Origin of the sequence: Pseudoblastomonas marina, from assembly GCF_014641655.1 — a bacterium.
Classification (GTDB): domain Bacteria; phylum Pseudomonadota; class Alphaproteobacteria; order Sphingomonadales; family Sphingomonadaceae; genus Alteriqipengyuania_A; species Alteriqipengyuania_A marina.
In genome coordinates this window covers 495794-512218 of the sequence record NZ_BMID01000001.1, presented here as the reverse complement: position 1 = coordinate 512218, position 16425 = coordinate 495794, and the positions used below count along the sequence as shown (strand labels likewise).

The 16425-nt window shown below is 66.6% G+C and carries 14 protein-coding genes and 1 tRNA gene; 7 read left to right on the top strand and 8 right to left on the bottom strand.

What is annotated here, in order from left to right:
- Positions 1–89: 89 nt before the first annotated feature.
- Both clpX and IEW49_RS02470 read right to left on the bottom strand, forming a co-directional pair.
- Positions 90–1346, bottom strand: coding sequence for an ATP-dependent Clp protease ATP-binding subunit ClpX (gene clpX, locus IEW49_RS02475; protein ID WP_188641194.1), 1257 nt, complete (start codon positions 1344–1346; stop codon positions 90–92).
- A gap of 176 nt (positions 1347–1522) precedes the next feature.
- Positions 1523–2215 (bottom strand): ATP-dependent Clp protease proteolytic subunit, encoded by a 693-nt coding sequence (locus tag IEW49_RS02470; protein ID WP_188641193.1) that lies wholly within the window; start codon positions 2213–2215, stop codon positions 1523–1525.
- A gap of 109 nt (positions 2216–2324) precedes the next feature.
- Between IEW49_RS02470 and IEW49_RS02465 the strand changes: the two genes are divergently transcribed.
- Positions 2325–3896: an amidase gene (locus IEW49_RS02465; protein WP_188641192.1), complete on the top strand. Its 1572-nt coding sequence runs from the start codon at positions 2325–2327 to the stop codon at positions 3894–3896.
- Between the two features lie 131 nt (positions 3897–4027).
- On the top strand, positions 4028–4660 hold the full coding sequence (locus IEW49_RS02460) for a hypothetical protein (RefSeq protein WP_188641191.1): 633 nt from the start codon (positions 4028–4030) through the stop codon (positions 4658–4660).
- 68 nt (positions 4661–4728) lie between these two features.
- On the opposite strand, the gene tig is transcribed toward IEW49_RS02460, so the two are convergent.
- Both tig and IEW49_RS02450 read right to left on the bottom strand, forming a co-directional pair.
- A complete protein-coding gene (gene tig / locus IEW49_RS02455) occupies positions 4729–6312 on the bottom strand; it encodes a trigger factor (protein ID WP_188641190.1) in 1584 nt (527 codons plus the stop codon).
- An 84-nt stretch (positions 6313–6396) separates the two neighbouring features.
- A tRNA-Leu gene (locus tag IEW49_RS02450) sits at positions 6397–6481 on the bottom strand.
- Positions 6482–6616: 135 nt separating this feature from the next.
- Between IEW49_RS02450 and IEW49_RS02445 the strand changes: the two genes are divergently transcribed.
- Entirely contained in the window at positions 6617–6808 is a 192-nt protein-coding gene (locus IEW49_RS02445; RefSeq protein ID WP_188641189.1) for a hypothetical protein, read from the top strand.
- A 15-nt stretch (positions 6809–6823) separates the two neighbouring features.
- Here IEW49_RS02445 and sppA read toward each other — a convergent pair whose 3' ends face one another.
- A complete protein-coding gene (sppA, locus tag IEW49_RS02440; RefSeq protein WP_188641188.1) occupies positions 6824–8707 on the bottom strand; it encodes a signal peptide peptidase SppA in 1884 nt (627 codons plus the stop codon).
- Positions 8708–8792: 85 nt separating this feature from the next.
- Between sppA and IEW49_RS02435 the strand changes: the two genes are divergently transcribed.
- Together IEW49_RS02435 and IEW49_RS02430 are read left to right on the top strand one after the other, a co-directional pair.
- Positions 8793–9797, top strand: a complete 1005-nt coding sequence (locus IEW49_RS02435; protein WP_188641187.1) for an aspartate carbamoyltransferase catalytic subunit — start codon at positions 8793–8795, stop codon at positions 9795–9797.
- On the top strand, positions 9794–11008 hold the full coding sequence (locus IEW49_RS02430; RefSeq protein WP_188641186.1) for a dihydroorotase: 1215 nt from the start codon (positions 9794–9796) through the stop codon (positions 11006–11008). The genes IEW49_RS02435 and IEW49_RS02430 overlap by 4 nt, the downstream gene beginning before the upstream one ends.
- An 83-nt stretch (positions 11009–11091) precedes the next feature.
- Here the strand turns inward: IEW49_RS02430 and IEW49_RS02425 are convergent, their stop codons facing one another.
- From IEW49_RS02425 to IEW49_RS02415, 3 genes are read right to left on the bottom strand one after another with little or no spacing between them, the layout of a single operon-like run.
- Positions 11092–12369 carry an SPOR domain-containing protein gene (locus IEW49_RS02425; RefSeq protein WP_188641185.1) on the bottom strand — a complete coding sequence of 426 codons (1278 nt, stop codon included), beginning with the start codon at positions 12367–12369 and terminating at the stop codon, positions 11092–11094.
- 13 nt (positions 12370–12382) lie between these two features.
- Positions 12383–12934: a hypothetical protein gene (locus tag IEW49_RS02420; RefSeq protein ID WP_188641184.1), complete on the bottom strand. Its 552-nt coding sequence runs from the start codon at positions 12932–12934 to the stop codon at positions 12383–12385.
- A gap of 16 nt (positions 12935–12950) precedes the next feature.
- Positions 12951–13664, bottom strand: coding sequence for a nucleotide-binding protein (locus IEW49_RS02415; protein ID WP_229658048.1), 714 nt, complete (start codon positions 13662–13664; stop codon positions 12951–12953).
- A gap of 235 nt (positions 13665–13899) precedes the next feature.
- Between IEW49_RS02415 and IEW49_RS02410 the strand changes: the two genes are divergently transcribed.
- Positions 13900–14994 carry an SPOR domain-containing protein gene (locus IEW49_RS02410; protein WP_188641182.1) on the top strand — a complete coding sequence of 365 codons (1095 nt, stop codon included), beginning with the start codon at positions 13900–13902 and terminating at the stop codon, positions 14992–14994.
- 83 nt (positions 14995–15077) lie between these two features.
- The gene (locus tag IEW49_RS02405; RefSeq protein WP_188641181.1) at positions 15078–16364 is read left to right on the top strand and encodes a DUF418 domain-containing protein; all 1287 of its coding nucleotides are present in this window, start codon (positions 15078–15080) and stop codon (positions 16362–16364) included.
- The last annotated feature ends 61 nt before the right edge of the window (positions 16365–16425 follow it).

The following is a 16425-nucleotide window of genomic DNA, read 5'->3' as shown; positions in this document are numbered from 1 at the left end:
GCGCCTAGCTCCTCCGGGAGTCGCGCAGCAAAAACCCCGCCCGACTCGGCGTCGGGCGGGGTCATTTGTTTCGGTTCCGGGGAAAGCGCCTAGGCGGCCTCTTCCTTCCCCTTGACGACCTTGACCGGGTCCTTGCGACCTTCGACCACGTCATTGTCGATCACCACTTCGCCGACATTGTCGTCGCTCGGCAGGTCGAACATCGTGTCGAGCAGGATCGCCTCGACGATCGAGCGCAGGCCGCGCGCGCCGGTCTTCCGTTCGATCGCCTTCTGGGCGATCGCCTCGAGCGCGTCGTCGGTGAAGGTGAGCTCGGTATCCTCGAGCTCGAACAGCTTGCCGTACTGCTTGACCAGCGCGTTCTTCGGCTCCTTGAGGATCGTGACCAGCGCATCGACATCGAGGTCGTGCAGCGTCGCGATCACCGGCAGGCGGCCGACGAATTCGGGGATCAGGCCGAACTTCAGGAGGTCTTCCGGCTCGGTCTTGCCGAGCAGTTCGCCGATGCGGCGCTTGTCCGGATCGGCGACATGCGCGCCAAAACCGATCGAACGCTTCTGCAGGCGGTCGGAAATGATCTTGTCGAGGCCGGCAAAGGCACCGCCGCAGATGAACAGGATGTTGGTCGTGTCGACCTGGAGGAATTCCTGCTGCGGGTGCTTGCGTCCGCCCTGAGGCGGGACGGAGGCGGTGGTGCCTTCCATCAGTTTCAGAAGCGCCTGCTGGACGCCCTCGCCCGACACATCGCGGGTGATCGAGGGGTTTTCCGCCTTGCGGGTGATCTTGTCGATCTCGTCGATATAGACGATCCCGTGCTGGGCCTTCTCGACATTGTAGTCGGAGGCCTGGAGCAGCTTCAAAATGATGTTCTCGACGTCCTCGCCCACGTAACCGGCTTCGGTCAGCGTGGTCGCGTCGGCCATGGTGAAGGGCACGTCGAAGGTGCGCGCCAGCGTCTGCGCCAGCAGCGTCTTGCCGCAGCCGGTCGGGCCGACGAGCAGGATGTTCGACTTGGCGAGTTCGACGTCGCCAGCCTTGCCGCCGTGCTTCAGGCGCTTGTAGTGATTGTGCACCGCGACCGAGAGCACGCGCTTCGCGCGGTCCTGCCCGATCACGTAATCGTTCAGCGTCTCGAAGATCTCGATCGGGGCGGGAACGCCGCCTTCCTTCTTGCCGGTGAGCCCGGCCTTGGTTTCCTCGCGGATGATGTCGTTGCACAGCTCGACGCATTCGTCGCAGATGAACACCGTCGGACCAGCGATGAGCTTCTTCACCTCATGCTGGGACTTCCCGCAGAAACTGCAGTAGAGGGTCGATTTGCTATCGGTTCCGCTCAATTTGGTCATATCCTGTCACGTCCCTCGACCGCGCCGGGCAGCGGCGCGGAACGAAAGGAATTAGGGCGCAATGGCCCGATTATCAATGCTTCGCCCCCCTTATAGGGGCAAAAGCCTTGCCATTCGATGAAGCGGGGCAACACTCTTTTGCGCGAGGCGGCCCGGCAGCTGCGACGCGTCGAGCGTCAGTCCTTCTTGTCCTTGTCGTCGCCGTCTTCGCTTTCCGGACGGGTCTCGAAGACCTTGTCGACGATCCCGAACTTCATCGCTTCGTCGGCTTCGAGGAAGGTGTCGCGATCCATCGCCTTCTCGATGTCCTCGAGGCTCTGGCCGGTATACTTGACGTAGAGTTCGTTCATCCGGGTGCGGATGCGGAGGATTTCGCGCGCCTGGATCTCGATGTCCGAGGCCATCCCGCGCGCGCCGCCCGAGGGCTGGTGGACCATGATCCGCGCATTGGGGAGCGCGATGCGCATGCCCGGCTCGCCCGCCGCCAGAAGGAAACTGCCCATCGAGGCGGCCTGGCCGACGCAGACGGTCGAAACGCGCGGCTTGATGTACTGCATCGTGTCGTGGATCCCCATCCCGGCCGTCACCACCCCGCCGGGCGAGTTGATGTACATGCTGATCGGCTTGGAGGGGTTCTCGCTTTCGAGAAACAGCAGCTGCGCGATGATCAGCGAGGCCATGCCGTCTTCGACCTGGCCGGTGACGAACACGATGCGTTCGCGCAGCAGGCGGCTGAAGATGTCGAAGCTGCGCTCGCCGCGACTGGTCTGTTCGACCACCACCGGGACCAGCGCGCCGGTCAGCGGATCGCGGGTGAACTGGCCCTGCGTGCCGTGGGTTTCGCCGAGTGCGCCGGAAAGATCGATCATGGGTGGTCCTTGTCAAAAAACGTTGCGGGCTATGTCGTCGCTCGACGCCGAGAGTTCAAGGGCGTTTACCTGCGTTGACACAGGCGCGGCAAAGCGGGACGGTGCGGACATGAGCAAAACCGCCCTAGGCCTGGCACTCGCCGCCCTCGCCCTCCCCGCCGCCGGCAATGCGCAGGACCGCGCCCTGCCCGACACGCAGATCGACCGGGTGCCGGCGGAACAGGCCGAGACCCCGCCTGCCCGGCGCCAGCCGGGCGTGCCGGCTTGGGCGGATTTCGCCGCGCGCAACATCGCCGCGATCGAGCGCTACGACGATTCCGGACCACAGCTCAGCGCGGTGATCGTCTACGATCCCGATGCCGCGACGAAGGCGGTGCCGCTGTCGGACGACGGCTCGCTGCTCGGTGGGCGCACCGTGCTGATCAAGGACAATATCGAGACCCGCGAATGGCCCACCACCGCCGGAAGCCTCGCGCTGGCGCGCAACGCGACCGGGCGCGACGCGCCGCTGGTGGCGAATCTGCGCGCCAATGGCGGGGTCGTGCTCGGCAAGACCAACCTGTCCGAATGGGCCAATATCCGCGACCGCGATTCGACCAGCGGGTGGAGCGCGGTGGGCGGGCTCGTGCGCAATCCCTTCGCGGTGGATCGCAATGCCTGCGGCTCGTCCTCGGGCAGTGGCGCGGCAGTGGCGGCGGGCTTCGCCTGGGGCGCGATCGGGACAGAAACCAACGGATCGATCACCTGCCCCGCCAGCATCAACGGCGTGGTCGGGTTCAAGCCCAGTGTCGGCCTCGTCAGCCGCACCCACGTGGTGCCGATCTCCTCCACGCAGGACACCGCGGGGCCGATGACGCGCCGCGTTTGGGATGCCGCGTTGCTGCTGGGCGCAATTGCGGCCGCGGACCCGGCTGACCCGGCGACGCTCGATGTGCCCAATCGCCGCGTCGACTACACCCAGGGCCTGTCGCGCGATTCGCTTCAGGGCATCCGAATCGGCGTGATGCGCAACCAGATCGGCGATCGCGCCGACGTCGAGGCGGTGTTCGGCACCGCGCTCGAGGATCTCGAGCGCGCGGGCGCGGTGCTGGTCGATATCGAGTTCCAGCCGAACGGCGAGATGTATCGCGACAGCTTCACCGTGCTGATGTTCGAGCTGCGCGAGCAGATGGGCAAATATCTTGCATCCCTGCCGGGTGAGAACCTGCCGCGCAGCCTTGCCGATCTGATCGCCTTCAACGAACTCAATGCCGCGACCGAGCTCCGCTGGTTCGGGCAGGACCTGTTCGAACTCGCCGAGCGCACGACCGATCTCGAGGCCTACGAGAAGGCGCGCGAAAATGCCGTGCGGATCGCGGGGAAGGAAACAATCGACGCCCTGCTTGCCGAACACGACGTCCGGTTCCTGGTTGCGCCCACCCGTGGCCCGGCGTGGATGAGCGACCTCGTTCTGGGCGACAATTTCAACGGCAGCATCGGTTTCGGCGCCCCTGCGGCGATCGCCGGCTATCCCCACCTCACCGTGCCGATGGGGCATGTCGAGGGCTTGCCCGTCGGGCTTTCGATCATCGGCGCGAAATGGGCAGATCACGACGTGCTCAACGCCGGTTACGCTTACGAACAGGCGCGCACCGCCGAGCTTGCCGAACCCACCTTCGAGCGCTGGGCACCGACCGAATAGGCCCGCCCCTGCCGGAAGAAACCTCCGATCCGGATCGGTCTCCGCGCCATTAGCATGTCGCCGCGGGTAGGCTCCCCTTCGCTCGATCGAACGGCGGTCGGGCCAGGCAAGGCCGCATAGGGGGAAGTAACATGCCGGACAAACCAACACCGACGCCGAGCGAGGGCGCGGACGACGGTCGCGAGCTGGACGCATTCATGGGCGCGGTGATCTCGTTTGCGTCAAATATCGGCAAGGCTGCGACCAAGGCGGGCGGCGACGGCGACGAAAGCGTCGTGATCGGCCACAATGCCATGCTCGTGGAGCGCAATTTCGCGAAGGTCCGAGGTTTCACGAAGGAGAATTTCAGCCGCCTCAACGCGCAGGACCGGGTCGTCCTGAACGAATTTCTCGCGATGACCGATGCGACAGAGATGGCGCGATCGGGCGAGAAGCTCGCGGTCCAGCAGCTTCGCTCGGGCCGGGTCGGCAAGGGCATCCTCACCTGGATTTCCAAGTACCTTACCGAGATCAAGAAGCTGATCGGATGGATCCTCGGCCTGTTCAACGGCGGGAAGCCTCCGAAATGGTGGACCAAGATCGAGCAGCTGATCGACGAGCTCTGGAACATGCTGGTCGAGCTGCTGGGGATGATCTTCGGCTTCGATGCCTCGGCGCTGGCGCGCGAGCTGTCGCAGGGCGAGGTCAACTACCTCAACGAACAGCTCGCGGTCGCGCGGTTGCAGAACGAATACGACCGGGCCGGCAAGTCCGACGAGGATTGATCGGGACATGAAAACGGCCGGGCCCGCCATCGCGAGCCCGGCCATCCGTTGTTCGTGGCGAAGCCGCCTTACTTCTTCTTGGCGGGAGCCTTCTTGGCCGCGGCTTTCTTGGCCGGGGCCTTCTTGGCGGCCGGCTTCTTGTCGCCGTCCTTCTTGGCGGCGGCCTTCTTCGCCGGGGCTTTCTTCGCAGCAGCCTTCTTGGCCGGGGCCTTCTTTTCGTCCCCGTCCTTCTTGGTATCCTTCTTGGCAGCCGCCTTCTTCGCCGGAGCCTTCTTGGCGGCCTTTTTCTTGGGCGCCTTATTGGCCTTTTCCGCCTCGGCTTCCTCGTCCGCCTCGATTGCGGCTTCGAGTTCCTCGCGGGTGACTTCCTTCTCCGTCACGTCGGCCTTGTCGAACAGGAAGTCGACGACCTTGTCCTCATAGAGCGGGGCGCGCAGCTGGGCGGCGGCCATCGGCTCCTGCTGGATGTATTCGACGAAACGCTGGCGATCTTCCTGGCGGTATTGCTGGGCCGCCTGCTGGATCAGCATCTGCATTTCCTGGTTGGTCACCTCGACGCCGTTGGCCTGCCCGATTTCGGACAGCAGCAGGCCGAGGCGCACGCGGCGTTCGGCGATGTGACGGTAATCGTCCTTCTCGGCCTCGATTTCCTTCATCGCGGCGGCCGGATCTTCTTCCTTCTGCGCTTCCTGCTGGAGCTGGGCCCAGATCTGGTCGAACTCGGCGTCGACCATGCCCTGCGGCACGTCGAAATCGTGGTCGCCGGCGAGCTTGTCGAGCAGGCCGCGCTTCATCGCGGTACGCGTGAGGCCGGCGTGCTGCTGCTCGAGCTGGCCCTTGATCAGGTCCTTGAGCTGCTGGAGGCTTTCGAGACCCATCGACTTGGCGAAATCGTCGTCGAGCTCGCCTTCGTCCTCGACCTTGACCGCCTGCACGGTGACGTCGAATTCGGCGTCCTTACCGGCAAGGTGATCGGCCTGGTAATCCTTCGGGAAGGTGACCTTGACGGTCTTTTCGTCGCCGGCCTTCACGCCGGTCAGCTGGTCTTCGAAGCCGGGGATGAACGTGCCCGAACCGATCACCAGCGGCGCGCCCTCGGCGGCCCCGCCTTCGAACGCTTCGCCGTCGATCTTGCCGACGAAGTCGATCACGACCTGATCGCCTTCCTTGGCCTTCCGGCTCTTGGCGGCATCTTTGTAACGCTTCTGGCCCGAGGCGATGCGGTTCAGTTCTTCCATCACCTCATCGTCGCTCACCGGCACGATCAGCCTGTCGAGCTTGAGGCCCTCGACCTTGGGCGTGTCGATTTCGGGCAGGACCTCGACTTCGACGGTGAGCTGGGCGTCCTTGCCCTGCTCGTAACTCTCGTCGAAATCGACCTTGGGCTGCATCGCCGGGCGCAGCTGCTTGCCGCTGATGACCGAATCGACCGCTTCGCGCACCGCCTTGTTGAGCGCGTCGCCATGGAGCGCATCGCCGTGCATCTTGCGGACGAGGTTGGCCGGCACCTTGCCGGGGCGGAAGCCGGGCATCTTCACCTGCGGCGCAATCGCCTTGACTTCGGCATCGATGCGGCTCTCGATCGCATCGGCGGGAATGGTGATCGCGTAAGCGCGCTTGAGGCCTTCATTGGTCGTTTCGACGATTTGCATCAGGTAACTGCCTTCAATCTTCAAAGTTCGCATGGATGCGGGTGATCTGCCCGGGTCCTGCGCAGCGGAAATCCATGGCGGCACTGGTGCGGGCGAAGGGACTCGAACCCCCACATCTTTCGATACTGGTACCTAAAACCAGCGCGTCTACCAGTTCCGCCACGCCCGCAAAAACAGACCGAGCCGGATATAAGCCGCGCCCCCTAACGGAAGGGGCGGTAAAGGGCAAGCGGGGAGCGCGGACACGCGCCGGGAACACGGCGGACGATCGAGCCGTTTGAGCGATTGAAAAGGAGACGCCGCCATGGCCAGTATCCCACCCGATCCAACACCCGAAGAAACACCGGCGCGCCCGGACCAGGCCCCGAACGAAACCCCGCCGCCGGAAACCCCGCACGAAGCACCGCCGGATCGCATCCCGCACGAGATCGAGCCGCTCCAGCCCGATACCGACAATCCCGATTACACCGGTCCCGAAATCCTGCCGCCCGACTGAACCGGCTTCCGCGCGCTAGCGCAGATAGCTTGCCAGCCGGGTCCAGAACCCGCCTTCTTCGGCGATCGGGCGTGCGGCCACGCCGGCCTCGCATTCGAGGCACAGCGCCTGCATCCCTGCCGCCCCGCCAACTAGCCGCTCCATCCGCACAGAGGCGAGCTGGAGAGCCAGCTTGCGACGCTGCGCAGCGTAGGAGATCACGTCGCGCGCGGCGGCATCGGTCCCCCGCTCGTCGCGGGTCAGCTGTTCGATCAGCGTCCCGAATTGCTGGCGCTCGGTGCCGAGATAGCGGGCATGCCATTCGCCCTCGCCGAGCTCGGCGGCTTCGGCGGCATAGGCCAGCGCGGTGTTGAGCCCGCCCATCGCATCGACCAACCCGTTCTGTCGCGCAGCAACGCCGGACCAGACCCTGCCCTGGCCGACCGTGTCGACCCGCGCCGGGTCCCAGCCGCGGTTCTCCGCCACGATACCGACGAAGCGGGCGTAGCCGGCCTCGATATTGGCCTGGATGATGCGATCGACTTCGGGCGTGAACCCCGCGATCGGATCGGGCTGGCCCGAGAGCGGCGTAGTGCGGACGCCATCGGTGTAGACGTCGTAATCGGCGAGGAAATCCTCGAAGGTGGGAATGATGCCGAAGATCCCGATCGAGCCGGTGATGGTCCCCGGCTCGGCAAAGATGCGATCGGCCGGGGTCGATACCCAGTAACCGCCCGAGGCGGCGACGTTGGCCATCGATACCACGATCGGGATGTCCTTCGCCTTCACCCGCAACAGCGCGCGCCGGATCGCATCCGACGCGGTCACCGACCCGCCGGGCGAATCGACCCGCAGCACCAGCGCGGCGAGATCGTCGTCGGTCGCTGCCTCGTCGATCAGGTCGGCAATCCGGTCGCCCCCGGCGGTGCCGGGTCCGGCATCGCCGTCGACGATTTCCCCGGCGACCGTGACCACCGCGATCGGTCTACCGGGCTCGTCCACCGAGCGATTGGCATCGTAGGTATCGAAATCGGTATGGGCAAAAGCCCCCGCGCTCTCGTCCCAGCGCGATTCGCCGACCTTATCGGCTATATATTCGCCGAATTCCTCCCAGCTGCCGAGCTTGTCGACGAGGCCGGCGTCGAGCGCGGCCTGCGCGGTGTCGCCATTGGCACCCTCGATCCACTCGGCCGGGGCGGACGTGATCCGTTCGATCTGCATGTCGGGCCGCGCGCGGACGACCTCCTGGCGGTAGAGCTCCCAGATATCGTCGTAGAGCGCCTGGCGCGCGGCGAGGCTTTCGGGCGAGGCGCGCTGCTGCGAGAAGGGTTCGACCGCGTCCTTGAACGTCCCGACCTTGTAGACGCGCACATTGATGTTCAGACGGTCGAGCAACCCACCGAAATAGAGCCCCTCGCCCCCCGGCCCGGCGATCAGCGCCGCGCCCAGCGGATCGAGCCAGACCTCGTCGGCATGGGCGGCGAGCAGCATCGAATCGTCGGTATAGAACAGCGAATGGACGTAGACCGGCTTGCCGGCTTCACTCGCCGCTTCGAGCGCCGCGCCGATTTCCTGCATGTGGACGAAGCCGCCGCCGAGGAAGCGCGACAGGTCGAGCACCACGGCCTTGATCCGGTCGTCCTCGGCCGCATCCTCGATCGAGGCCACGAGGTCGCGCGCGCGATATTCGGTGACCAGTTCGCCGGGCGCGAAAATCGCCTCGAACGGGTCGATCGGCGAAGGTTCTTCGACCACCACGCCGTCGAGCTGCAGGAACAGCGCGCCGTCCCTGACCGCCTCCGCGCTCGGCCGCATCGTCAGCACCGCGTAAAGCAGCGCGAAGAACAGCAGCATGAAGATGAGCACCAGCCCGTCCTTGATCCCGACGAGCAGCTTCCAGACCTTGCGTGCGAATACCATGCGCCCTGCCTAACGTGCACCTGCCCCCGCGCAAGGGCGAAACCGCTTGAGCGTACGATACGGCTCGACTAGGGGCTTGGCTTTAATGACAGCTTCGGAAGAAATGCGCCGCTCCCGCTACCCTGCGGGATCGCTGGCCTTCCCGCACGGGTCGCTGCTCGGCATCGCCGGGCTCGAGCGGCACGAGATCCTGTTCCTGCTCGACGAGTCGGAACGATACGTCGCGCTCAATCGCGAGGCGAAGAAGCATTCGGACGCGCTGTCCGGACTCACGATCATCAACGCCTTCTTCGAGAATTCGACCCGCACGCTGCTCAGTTTCGAGATCGCGGGCAAGCGATTGGGTGCCGACGTGGTCAACATGCATGCCGCGCAAAGCTCGGTGAAGAAGGGCGAGACGCTGATCGACACGGCGGTTACGCTCAACGCGATGCGCGCCGATGCGATCGTGATCCGCCACGGCAGTTCTGGCGCGGTCCAGCTGATCGACGAAAAGGTTGATTGCCCGGTTTTGAATGCCGGTGACGGCAGCCACGAACACCCGACGCAGGCACTGCTCGACGCGCTGACGCTGCGCCATGCGATGGGGATCGCCAGCGGCGAGGCGCTCGACGGCGTGAAAATCGCGATCTGCGGCGACATCCTCCATAGCCGCGTCGCGCGCTCGAACATGATGTGCCTCACCGCGCTCGGTGCGCGGGTCCGGGCCTGCGCGCCGCCGGCGCTGATGCCCGCCAATGTCGAGGCGCTGGGCGCCGAGCCCTTCCACGATTTCGACGCCGCGCTCGACGGGGTCGACGCGGTGATGATGCTGCGCGTCCAGAACGAACGGATGGAGGGACAGTATCTCGCCTCGACCGCCGAGTACCGCCATCTCTACGGGCTCACCGCGAAGCGGCTCGACGCCTGTGCGCCCGAAGCCTGGATCATGCATCCCGGACCCATGAACCGCGGGGTCGAGATCGACAGCGACGTCGCCGAACGCGAGAAATCGCTGATCACCAAGCAGGTCGAGATGGGGGTCGCGATCCGCATGGCCTGCCTCGACGTGCTGACCCGCAAGGCGCGCGGGCTGGAGGGCTGGGCATGACCGACCTGTCGATCACCAATGCACGGCTCGTGCTCCCATCCGGGGAGATTGCCACCGGCTCGGTGCGCTGTGCGGGCGACCGGATCGAATCCGTCGGCGATTGCGAACCGACCGACGACGCGATCGACGCCAAGGGCGCGTTGCTCGCCCCCGCGCTCGTCGATCTCGGCGTGTTCGCGGTCGACAAGCCGGCTTGCCATTTCGGCGGGATCGCGCGCGTCGGTGTGATGCCCGACGGCGAGATGCTCGATGCGCCCGCACCGGTGCGGTTCGCCGCGCGCAGCGGCAAGCCCGACCTGTGGGTCCATCCGATTGCCGCCGCCACCAGCGGGCTCGAAGGCAGCCGGCTAACCGAACTCGCGCTGATGCGCGAGGCTGGCGCGCGCGCGGTCGCGACCGGTCGCAAGTGGATCGCCGATAGCGGGACCATGCTGCGCGTGATGCAAGCCTGCGCGATGCTCGACCTGACCTGTATCGTCGCCACGGAGGATGGTGGCCTCGCAGGCGACGCGGTCGCCACCAGCGGCGCGATCGCGACGCGATTCGGGCTTGCGAGCGCCCCCGCCGAGGCCGAAGCGCTGGCGATCGCGCGCGACCTGATGCTGGCCGAGTTGAGCGGCGCGCGGGTGCATTTCCGCCAGGTCACGACCGCCCGCGGGCTCGACATGGTGCGGCGCGCAAAGGCCGACGGGCTGACCGTCACCGCCGGGGTCAGCCCGGCCTATTTTATGCTCTCCGACCTCGCGGTGGCCGATTTCCGGACCTTTGCACGGCTCTCGCCTCCGCTGCGGAGCGAGGACGACCGTCAGGCCGTGCGCGCGGCGATCGGCGATGGGACGGTGGACGTGATCTGCTCGAGCCACGATCCGCACGGGAGCGAGGCCAAGCGGCTTCCCTTCGCCGATGCAGCGCCGGGCATGGCGGGCGCCGAGACACTGCTGCCGCTCACGCTCTCGCTGGTGCGGGACGGGGTGATCGATCTCGGCCGCGCGTTCGAGCTGGTTTCGACCAACCCGGCGCGATTGCTCGGCGTCGCGGCGGGCACGCTTGCCGAGGGACAGGCCGCCGACCTGGTGCTGGTCGATCCCGACAGGCCGTGGATCGTCGACAGCGGCAAGATGCGCGCCGCGGCGGGCAACACACCGTTCGATCGGCAGGGCGTCGAGGGACGTGCCGAAGCCCTGTTCAAGGGTGGCAAGCGGATCGTCTGAGACGCGCCCTGACGCGAACAGGGCGCCCGGTTTCCCGCGCGCCCTGCTGCACCCAATAACGTTTACCTGGGTTCGCGCGGCCCTCAGCGGCGGGCGCGCACCGGCCCGCCCGCACCGCCACCGCCACCGCCGCGCGGATCGGCATAGGCGAGGCAGCCTTCGCCGTTCTGCTTGACGGCGCTGCACATCGACTGCGCGCCCGAACGGTCGAAACCGGCGGCCTGGACACGGTAATAGAGCTTGCCGCGCACCTTGGCGGGCGTGATCACGCGCTCGAACGCTTCGAGCTCGGGATTGCGCGCGAGATAGATATTCCACGCCTTTTCGGCGCGCGCGCGGCTGGTGAAGCTGCCGAGCTGGATCACATGCGAACCGCTCGCGACGGCCTTCGGAGCCGAACGAGCCGCCGGAGCGCGCGCGAGATCGGTCCGCGGCGCGGCGACCGACCGGGGGGCGATCGCCTGGACCACCGGGTTGGAAACGTAGCGGCTGCGCGGTGCGCTCGGTGCTGCAGCCGCTACGACAGGTGCCGGGCGCGGCGTCTCGGCGCGGGCTTCAACGCCCACCGGGGCGGCCTGAGCGACCTCGAGAGAAGCATCCGAATTGTCTTCGCGGGCGAATTGCACTGCGTCTTCGTAATTGCGCAAGGCGAGCTGCTGCGGCTGGCCTGGATCGGCCACCACCGGCACGTCGATCAGCGCGGCGACGCGGTGACGGACGAGGTCGGGACGCGCGGTCTGCGCCCATTGCGCCATCCGCTTGCCGACCTGGTCGGCCGGTACGTCTTCCGCGGCCATGAGTCGCGCTTCGCGCCATTGGCCGGCGAGCGCATAGCTGTAAGCGAGGTTCTGGCGCAGCTTGGCGGTGCTGCCGCCGGTGCGCAGCGCGGATGTGAGGATCTGGATCCCGCCGCGCGGATCGCCCGCCAGCGAGACGGCGAGGCCGAGATCGCCCGCCGGGATCTTGTCGCGGTTGGCGGCGAGCACCTTGAGCGCTTCGTCGCCCTTGCCGCCGCCGATCTTGGCGAGGGCGAGGCTCAGCGCGGTGCGGGCGCTATCGTCGCCGAGCGCGCGCGCGTCTTCGTAGGAGGTCGCGGCGGCTTCGAACCGACCGGCCTGGAGATAGGCATTGCCGAGCACCGCGCGGTAGCCGGCATCGCGCGGGCTCGCGAGCACCGCGGCTTCGGCCGCATCGATCGCGCCGTTGGTCTGGCCCTTGGCCATCATCTGCTTGGCGTCTGCGGCGCTGACCTGCGACGGAGCGGGCTTGTCACCCATCGTGCAACCGGCAAGCAGCACGAAGGAGAGCACGCCGGTTACGGCGTTGCGCATCGCGGCACGGCTGGTGGTCTGGGTTTTCATCCGACTTCCCCGGTCAGTTCGAACGTTGCCGCTCACCCACCTTGGCGGCGAGTTCGGCGATTTCGTCATGCGCATCGAGATAGGCATCGAGCGCGTGGGTGATCAGCGCCTGGGCGCTGCAATCCTCGAGCGTGCAGGCGAGCCGCAGCTTGAGATGGCGTTCCGGATCGATCCGCAGCGTGAAGGCCGCCTTGCGTCCCTGCGCGATCGCCTTGCGGCGTGGTTTGGTTTCCGCCGCGGGATTTTCGACCTTGGCGGCGACGTCCTCGCGCTGGCGCACCACCGCGGGCTTGCCCGGCACGAGCGGCGTTTCGACCGGCTCGCGCGCTTCGAAGGCGATCACTTCGGCCTTGGGCCGTTCGTCGTGCCGGTCATCCTGGCAGTCTTCCGGGCTATCGTCGCCCATGTCGTTCCAGCCGAGATCGTCCTGCGGATCGCGCAGCGGGGCCTGGCCGTGCAGTTCGTGAGCGTTGAGCGGCTGGACCTGCGGACGCATGGCCGGCTTGGCCGCACCCTTGCGGGCGAGCAATGTCGGCGAAAGCGAGGCGAAGCTGGCTTCGGGCATGGCTATGTCGTCTCCCTCAGGATCCGGCCACGCGGCGACCGAAGCCTCCGCCATGGGCGCCCGGGCGGGGCTGGCCGTGGACCTGCGAAATGCCGCTCGGGGCGGCGAAGACCGTGCGACGGAAATTCTTCTCAAGACGATCGGCGACATAACGCCACAGCGCCGTGATCTCGGCCGAGGAGCGCCCTTCGGGATCGACTTCCATCACCGTGCGGCCATCGATCATCGAGGCAGCGAAATCGGTGCGATGGTGGACCGTAATCGGCGCGACCGTGCCGTGCTGCGACAGCGCGACCGCAGCTTCGGACGTGATCTTGGCCTTCGGCGTCGCGCCGTTGACGACGAACACCAGCGGCTTGCCCGCGCGCTCGCACAGATCGACCGTGGCGCCGACGGCACGCAGATCGTGCGGGCTCGGGCGGGTCGGCACGACGATAAGTTCGGCGACCGAGATCACCGACTGGATCGCCATGGTGATGGCGGGCGGCGTGTCGATCACCGCGAGCTTGAAGCCCTGCTGGCGCAGGATCTGGAGATCGTTGGCGAGCCGCGCGACGGTGGTCTGCGCAAAGGCCGGAAGTTCGGCCTCGCGCTCGTTCCACCAATCGGCGAGCGAACCCTGCGGATCGATATCGATGAGCACGACCGGGCCGGCGCCCGCGCGCTGGGCCTGGACGGCGAGGTGTCCGGAAAGGGTCGTCTTGCCCGATCCGCCCTTCTGCGATGCCATGGCTAGAACACGCAAAGCCTATGTCCCCCTAAGAACGAAATTGGTTGTCACACCGGAGGGATCGCAGAACGGTCCTAATTTCGGGTTAACACCTGCCCGCCCGAACCGCAGATTGGCGCGTCGACGGTCATGCGGGATTCACGTGGCAAAGCATACGTGTTATGGCTGAAACACCATTAACCGCCACGGCCCGCAGGATCGCGGCCCGCGAGGCGGGATCGGGAGGGGCATTGCTATGAAACGATCGACGGCATGGATCGCGCTGGCGCTTGTGGGCGTATCGGCAAGCGCGCTGTCGGCACCGCTTTTCGCGCAGGATGCGGTGATCACCAGCGGCAATGGCGCTGGCGTCGAGGCCGCCGCCCGCGGCGATTTCGAAACCGCCGTCCAGGCCTGGCGTCCGCTTGCCGCTGCAGGCGATGCAGATGCCCAGTACAATCTCGCCCAAGCCTACAAGTTCGGTCGCGGGGTCGATACCGACCTTGCCGAGGCCGAACGGCTCTATGGCCTCGCCGCCCGCCAGGGCCATTGGCGCGCGGCCGACAATTACGGGCTGCTGCTGTTCCACCGCGGGGCCAAGGCCGAAGCGCTGCCGTTCCTCGAACAGGCGGCGCTGCGCGGCGATGCCCGCGCGCAATATCTTTACGGCCTGTCGCTGTTCAACGGCGAGTTGGTCGAGAAGGACTGGGTCCGCGGCTACGCGCTGATGACGCTGGCGCAGAATGCCGGGCTGGACCAGGCGACGCGCGCACGGGCGCAGATGGACCAGTACATCCCGCTCGAGCAGCGTCGCCGCGGGGTTGCGCTGTCGACCGAGCTCGCCGCGGACGCCGAAGCGCGCCGCCAGCAACTCGCCGATGCTGCCGATTATGGCGTCGCACCGGGACAGGTTGCCGCAGTGACGCCAACGCCGGTTCCTGCTCCTGCTCCTGCTCCGACCAAGCTGCCGCGCGGCAATCCGGCACAGGCGGGCGCCGACTACACCCTGCCGAGCGCGACCCAGCAGGCCGAGGCTTCACCGCCCCCCGCAGTTCGAACCGATCCGGCACCGCGCACCGTGACCGCGCCGCCGCGCGAGCCCGCCCCGGCCCAGGCCGCGATGACGGGACCGTGGAAGATCCAGCTCGGTGCCTTCTCGATCGCCAGCGGGGCCGATCGCTTGTGGGACCGGCTCTCGGGCAATCCCGCGCTCGCAGGCGCGCAGAAAGTGGTCGAACGCGCAGGGGGGCTCACCCGTCTCAAGGCGGGCGGCTTTGCCAGCCGCTCGGCCGCGCAGGCGGCGTGCAACAGCCTCAGGGCCTCGGGCCAGGACTGCCTCGTCACCCGCTAGCGACGGAAAACCTCGCCAATCGACGAACCGCGCTAGGCGCGCCTTGCGAATTGCGGCATGATCCCTCGCGGACAGGGGGATAAATGACCGATACGCACGACAATCCGGCCGCTGCGCCCGACCAGCCGCAGGCCGCACCGATCAACGAGACCGGGGGTCGGATCGCGAGCCTCGATTTCATCCGCGGTATCGCGGTGATGGGTATCCTCGTCGCGAACATCGTCTCGTTCGGGCAGCCGTTCACCGCCTATATGTGGCCCGACGGTTTCCTCGTGCCCGACGGCGATCCGGGGGGCTGGCAATGGATCGCGCAATTCGTCGCGATCGACGGCAAGATGCGCGGGCTCTTCAGCCTGCTGTTCGGCGCCGGGATCTGCCTGTTCATGGAAAGGGCGTGGGACCGCGGCGAGACCCGCTGGCTGCAGGCGCGCCGACTGTTCTGGCTCGGCCTGTTCGGACTGGCGCATTTTTTCCTGCTGTGGCGCGGCGACATCCTGTTCTTCTACAGCCTGTGCGGTTTCGTCCTGCTCGCCACGCTGCGCTGGACGCCGAAGACGCAGATCGTCGTCGCGACGATGGTCTACAGCTTTGCCTCGGTACTGTTCGCCGCGCTCTACTGGTTCATGTACCGCGTCGCGGAGACCCCCTGGGGCAAGACCGAGGAGCTCAAGGGTGCAGCGGAGGGCGTCGCCACGGCCAAGGTCGGGCCGCTCGCCGACGCAGTGACGCAAACCGCCATCATGCAGGACGGCACCTACCTCGACCTGGTGCTGCACAAGCTGACCGTGCACGGATTCGACTGGGTCGGCATGCTGATGTTCGTCTCGTGGGAAACCGTCCCGCTGATGCTGTTCGGGGCAGCGCTCTACCGGCTCGGCCTGTTCGACGGGCGGATGAATGCTTCCAGGGTGCGGCTGTGGGGCTGGCTAGGCGTGATCGGCGGCAGTGCAGTGACGCTCGCCGTGGCGCTGTGGGTCAAGTCGGTCGGCTTCGGCTATTTCAGCACGATGGGGGCGTTCATCGGTTGGTCGATGCTCCCGCGCCTTTTCGTCGTGCTCGGCCTTGCAGCGCTCCTGTCGCTCTATGGTGCGCGCGCGGGCGGCTGGCTGGCGCTACGGATCGCCGCGACCGGTCGGATGGCGTTCTCGAACTATCTCGGCACGTCATTCGTGCTGCTGTTCGTCTTTTCGCCCTGGGCGTTCGACCTGTTCGGTGTGCTCAACCGCCCGCAGCTTTACGCAGTCGTCCTCGGCGTCTGGGCGATGATGCTGTTGTGGTCGAAGCCGTGGCTCGAGCGATTCCGTTACGGTCCACTCGAATGGTTGTGGCGGTGCCTCACCTATGGCCGGGCGTTCCCGCTCCGACGCTAAGGTTGCTATTGATAATCGGTCGCACTAATACGGTTCATGCGAATCAATCGCAGGAGCTCGC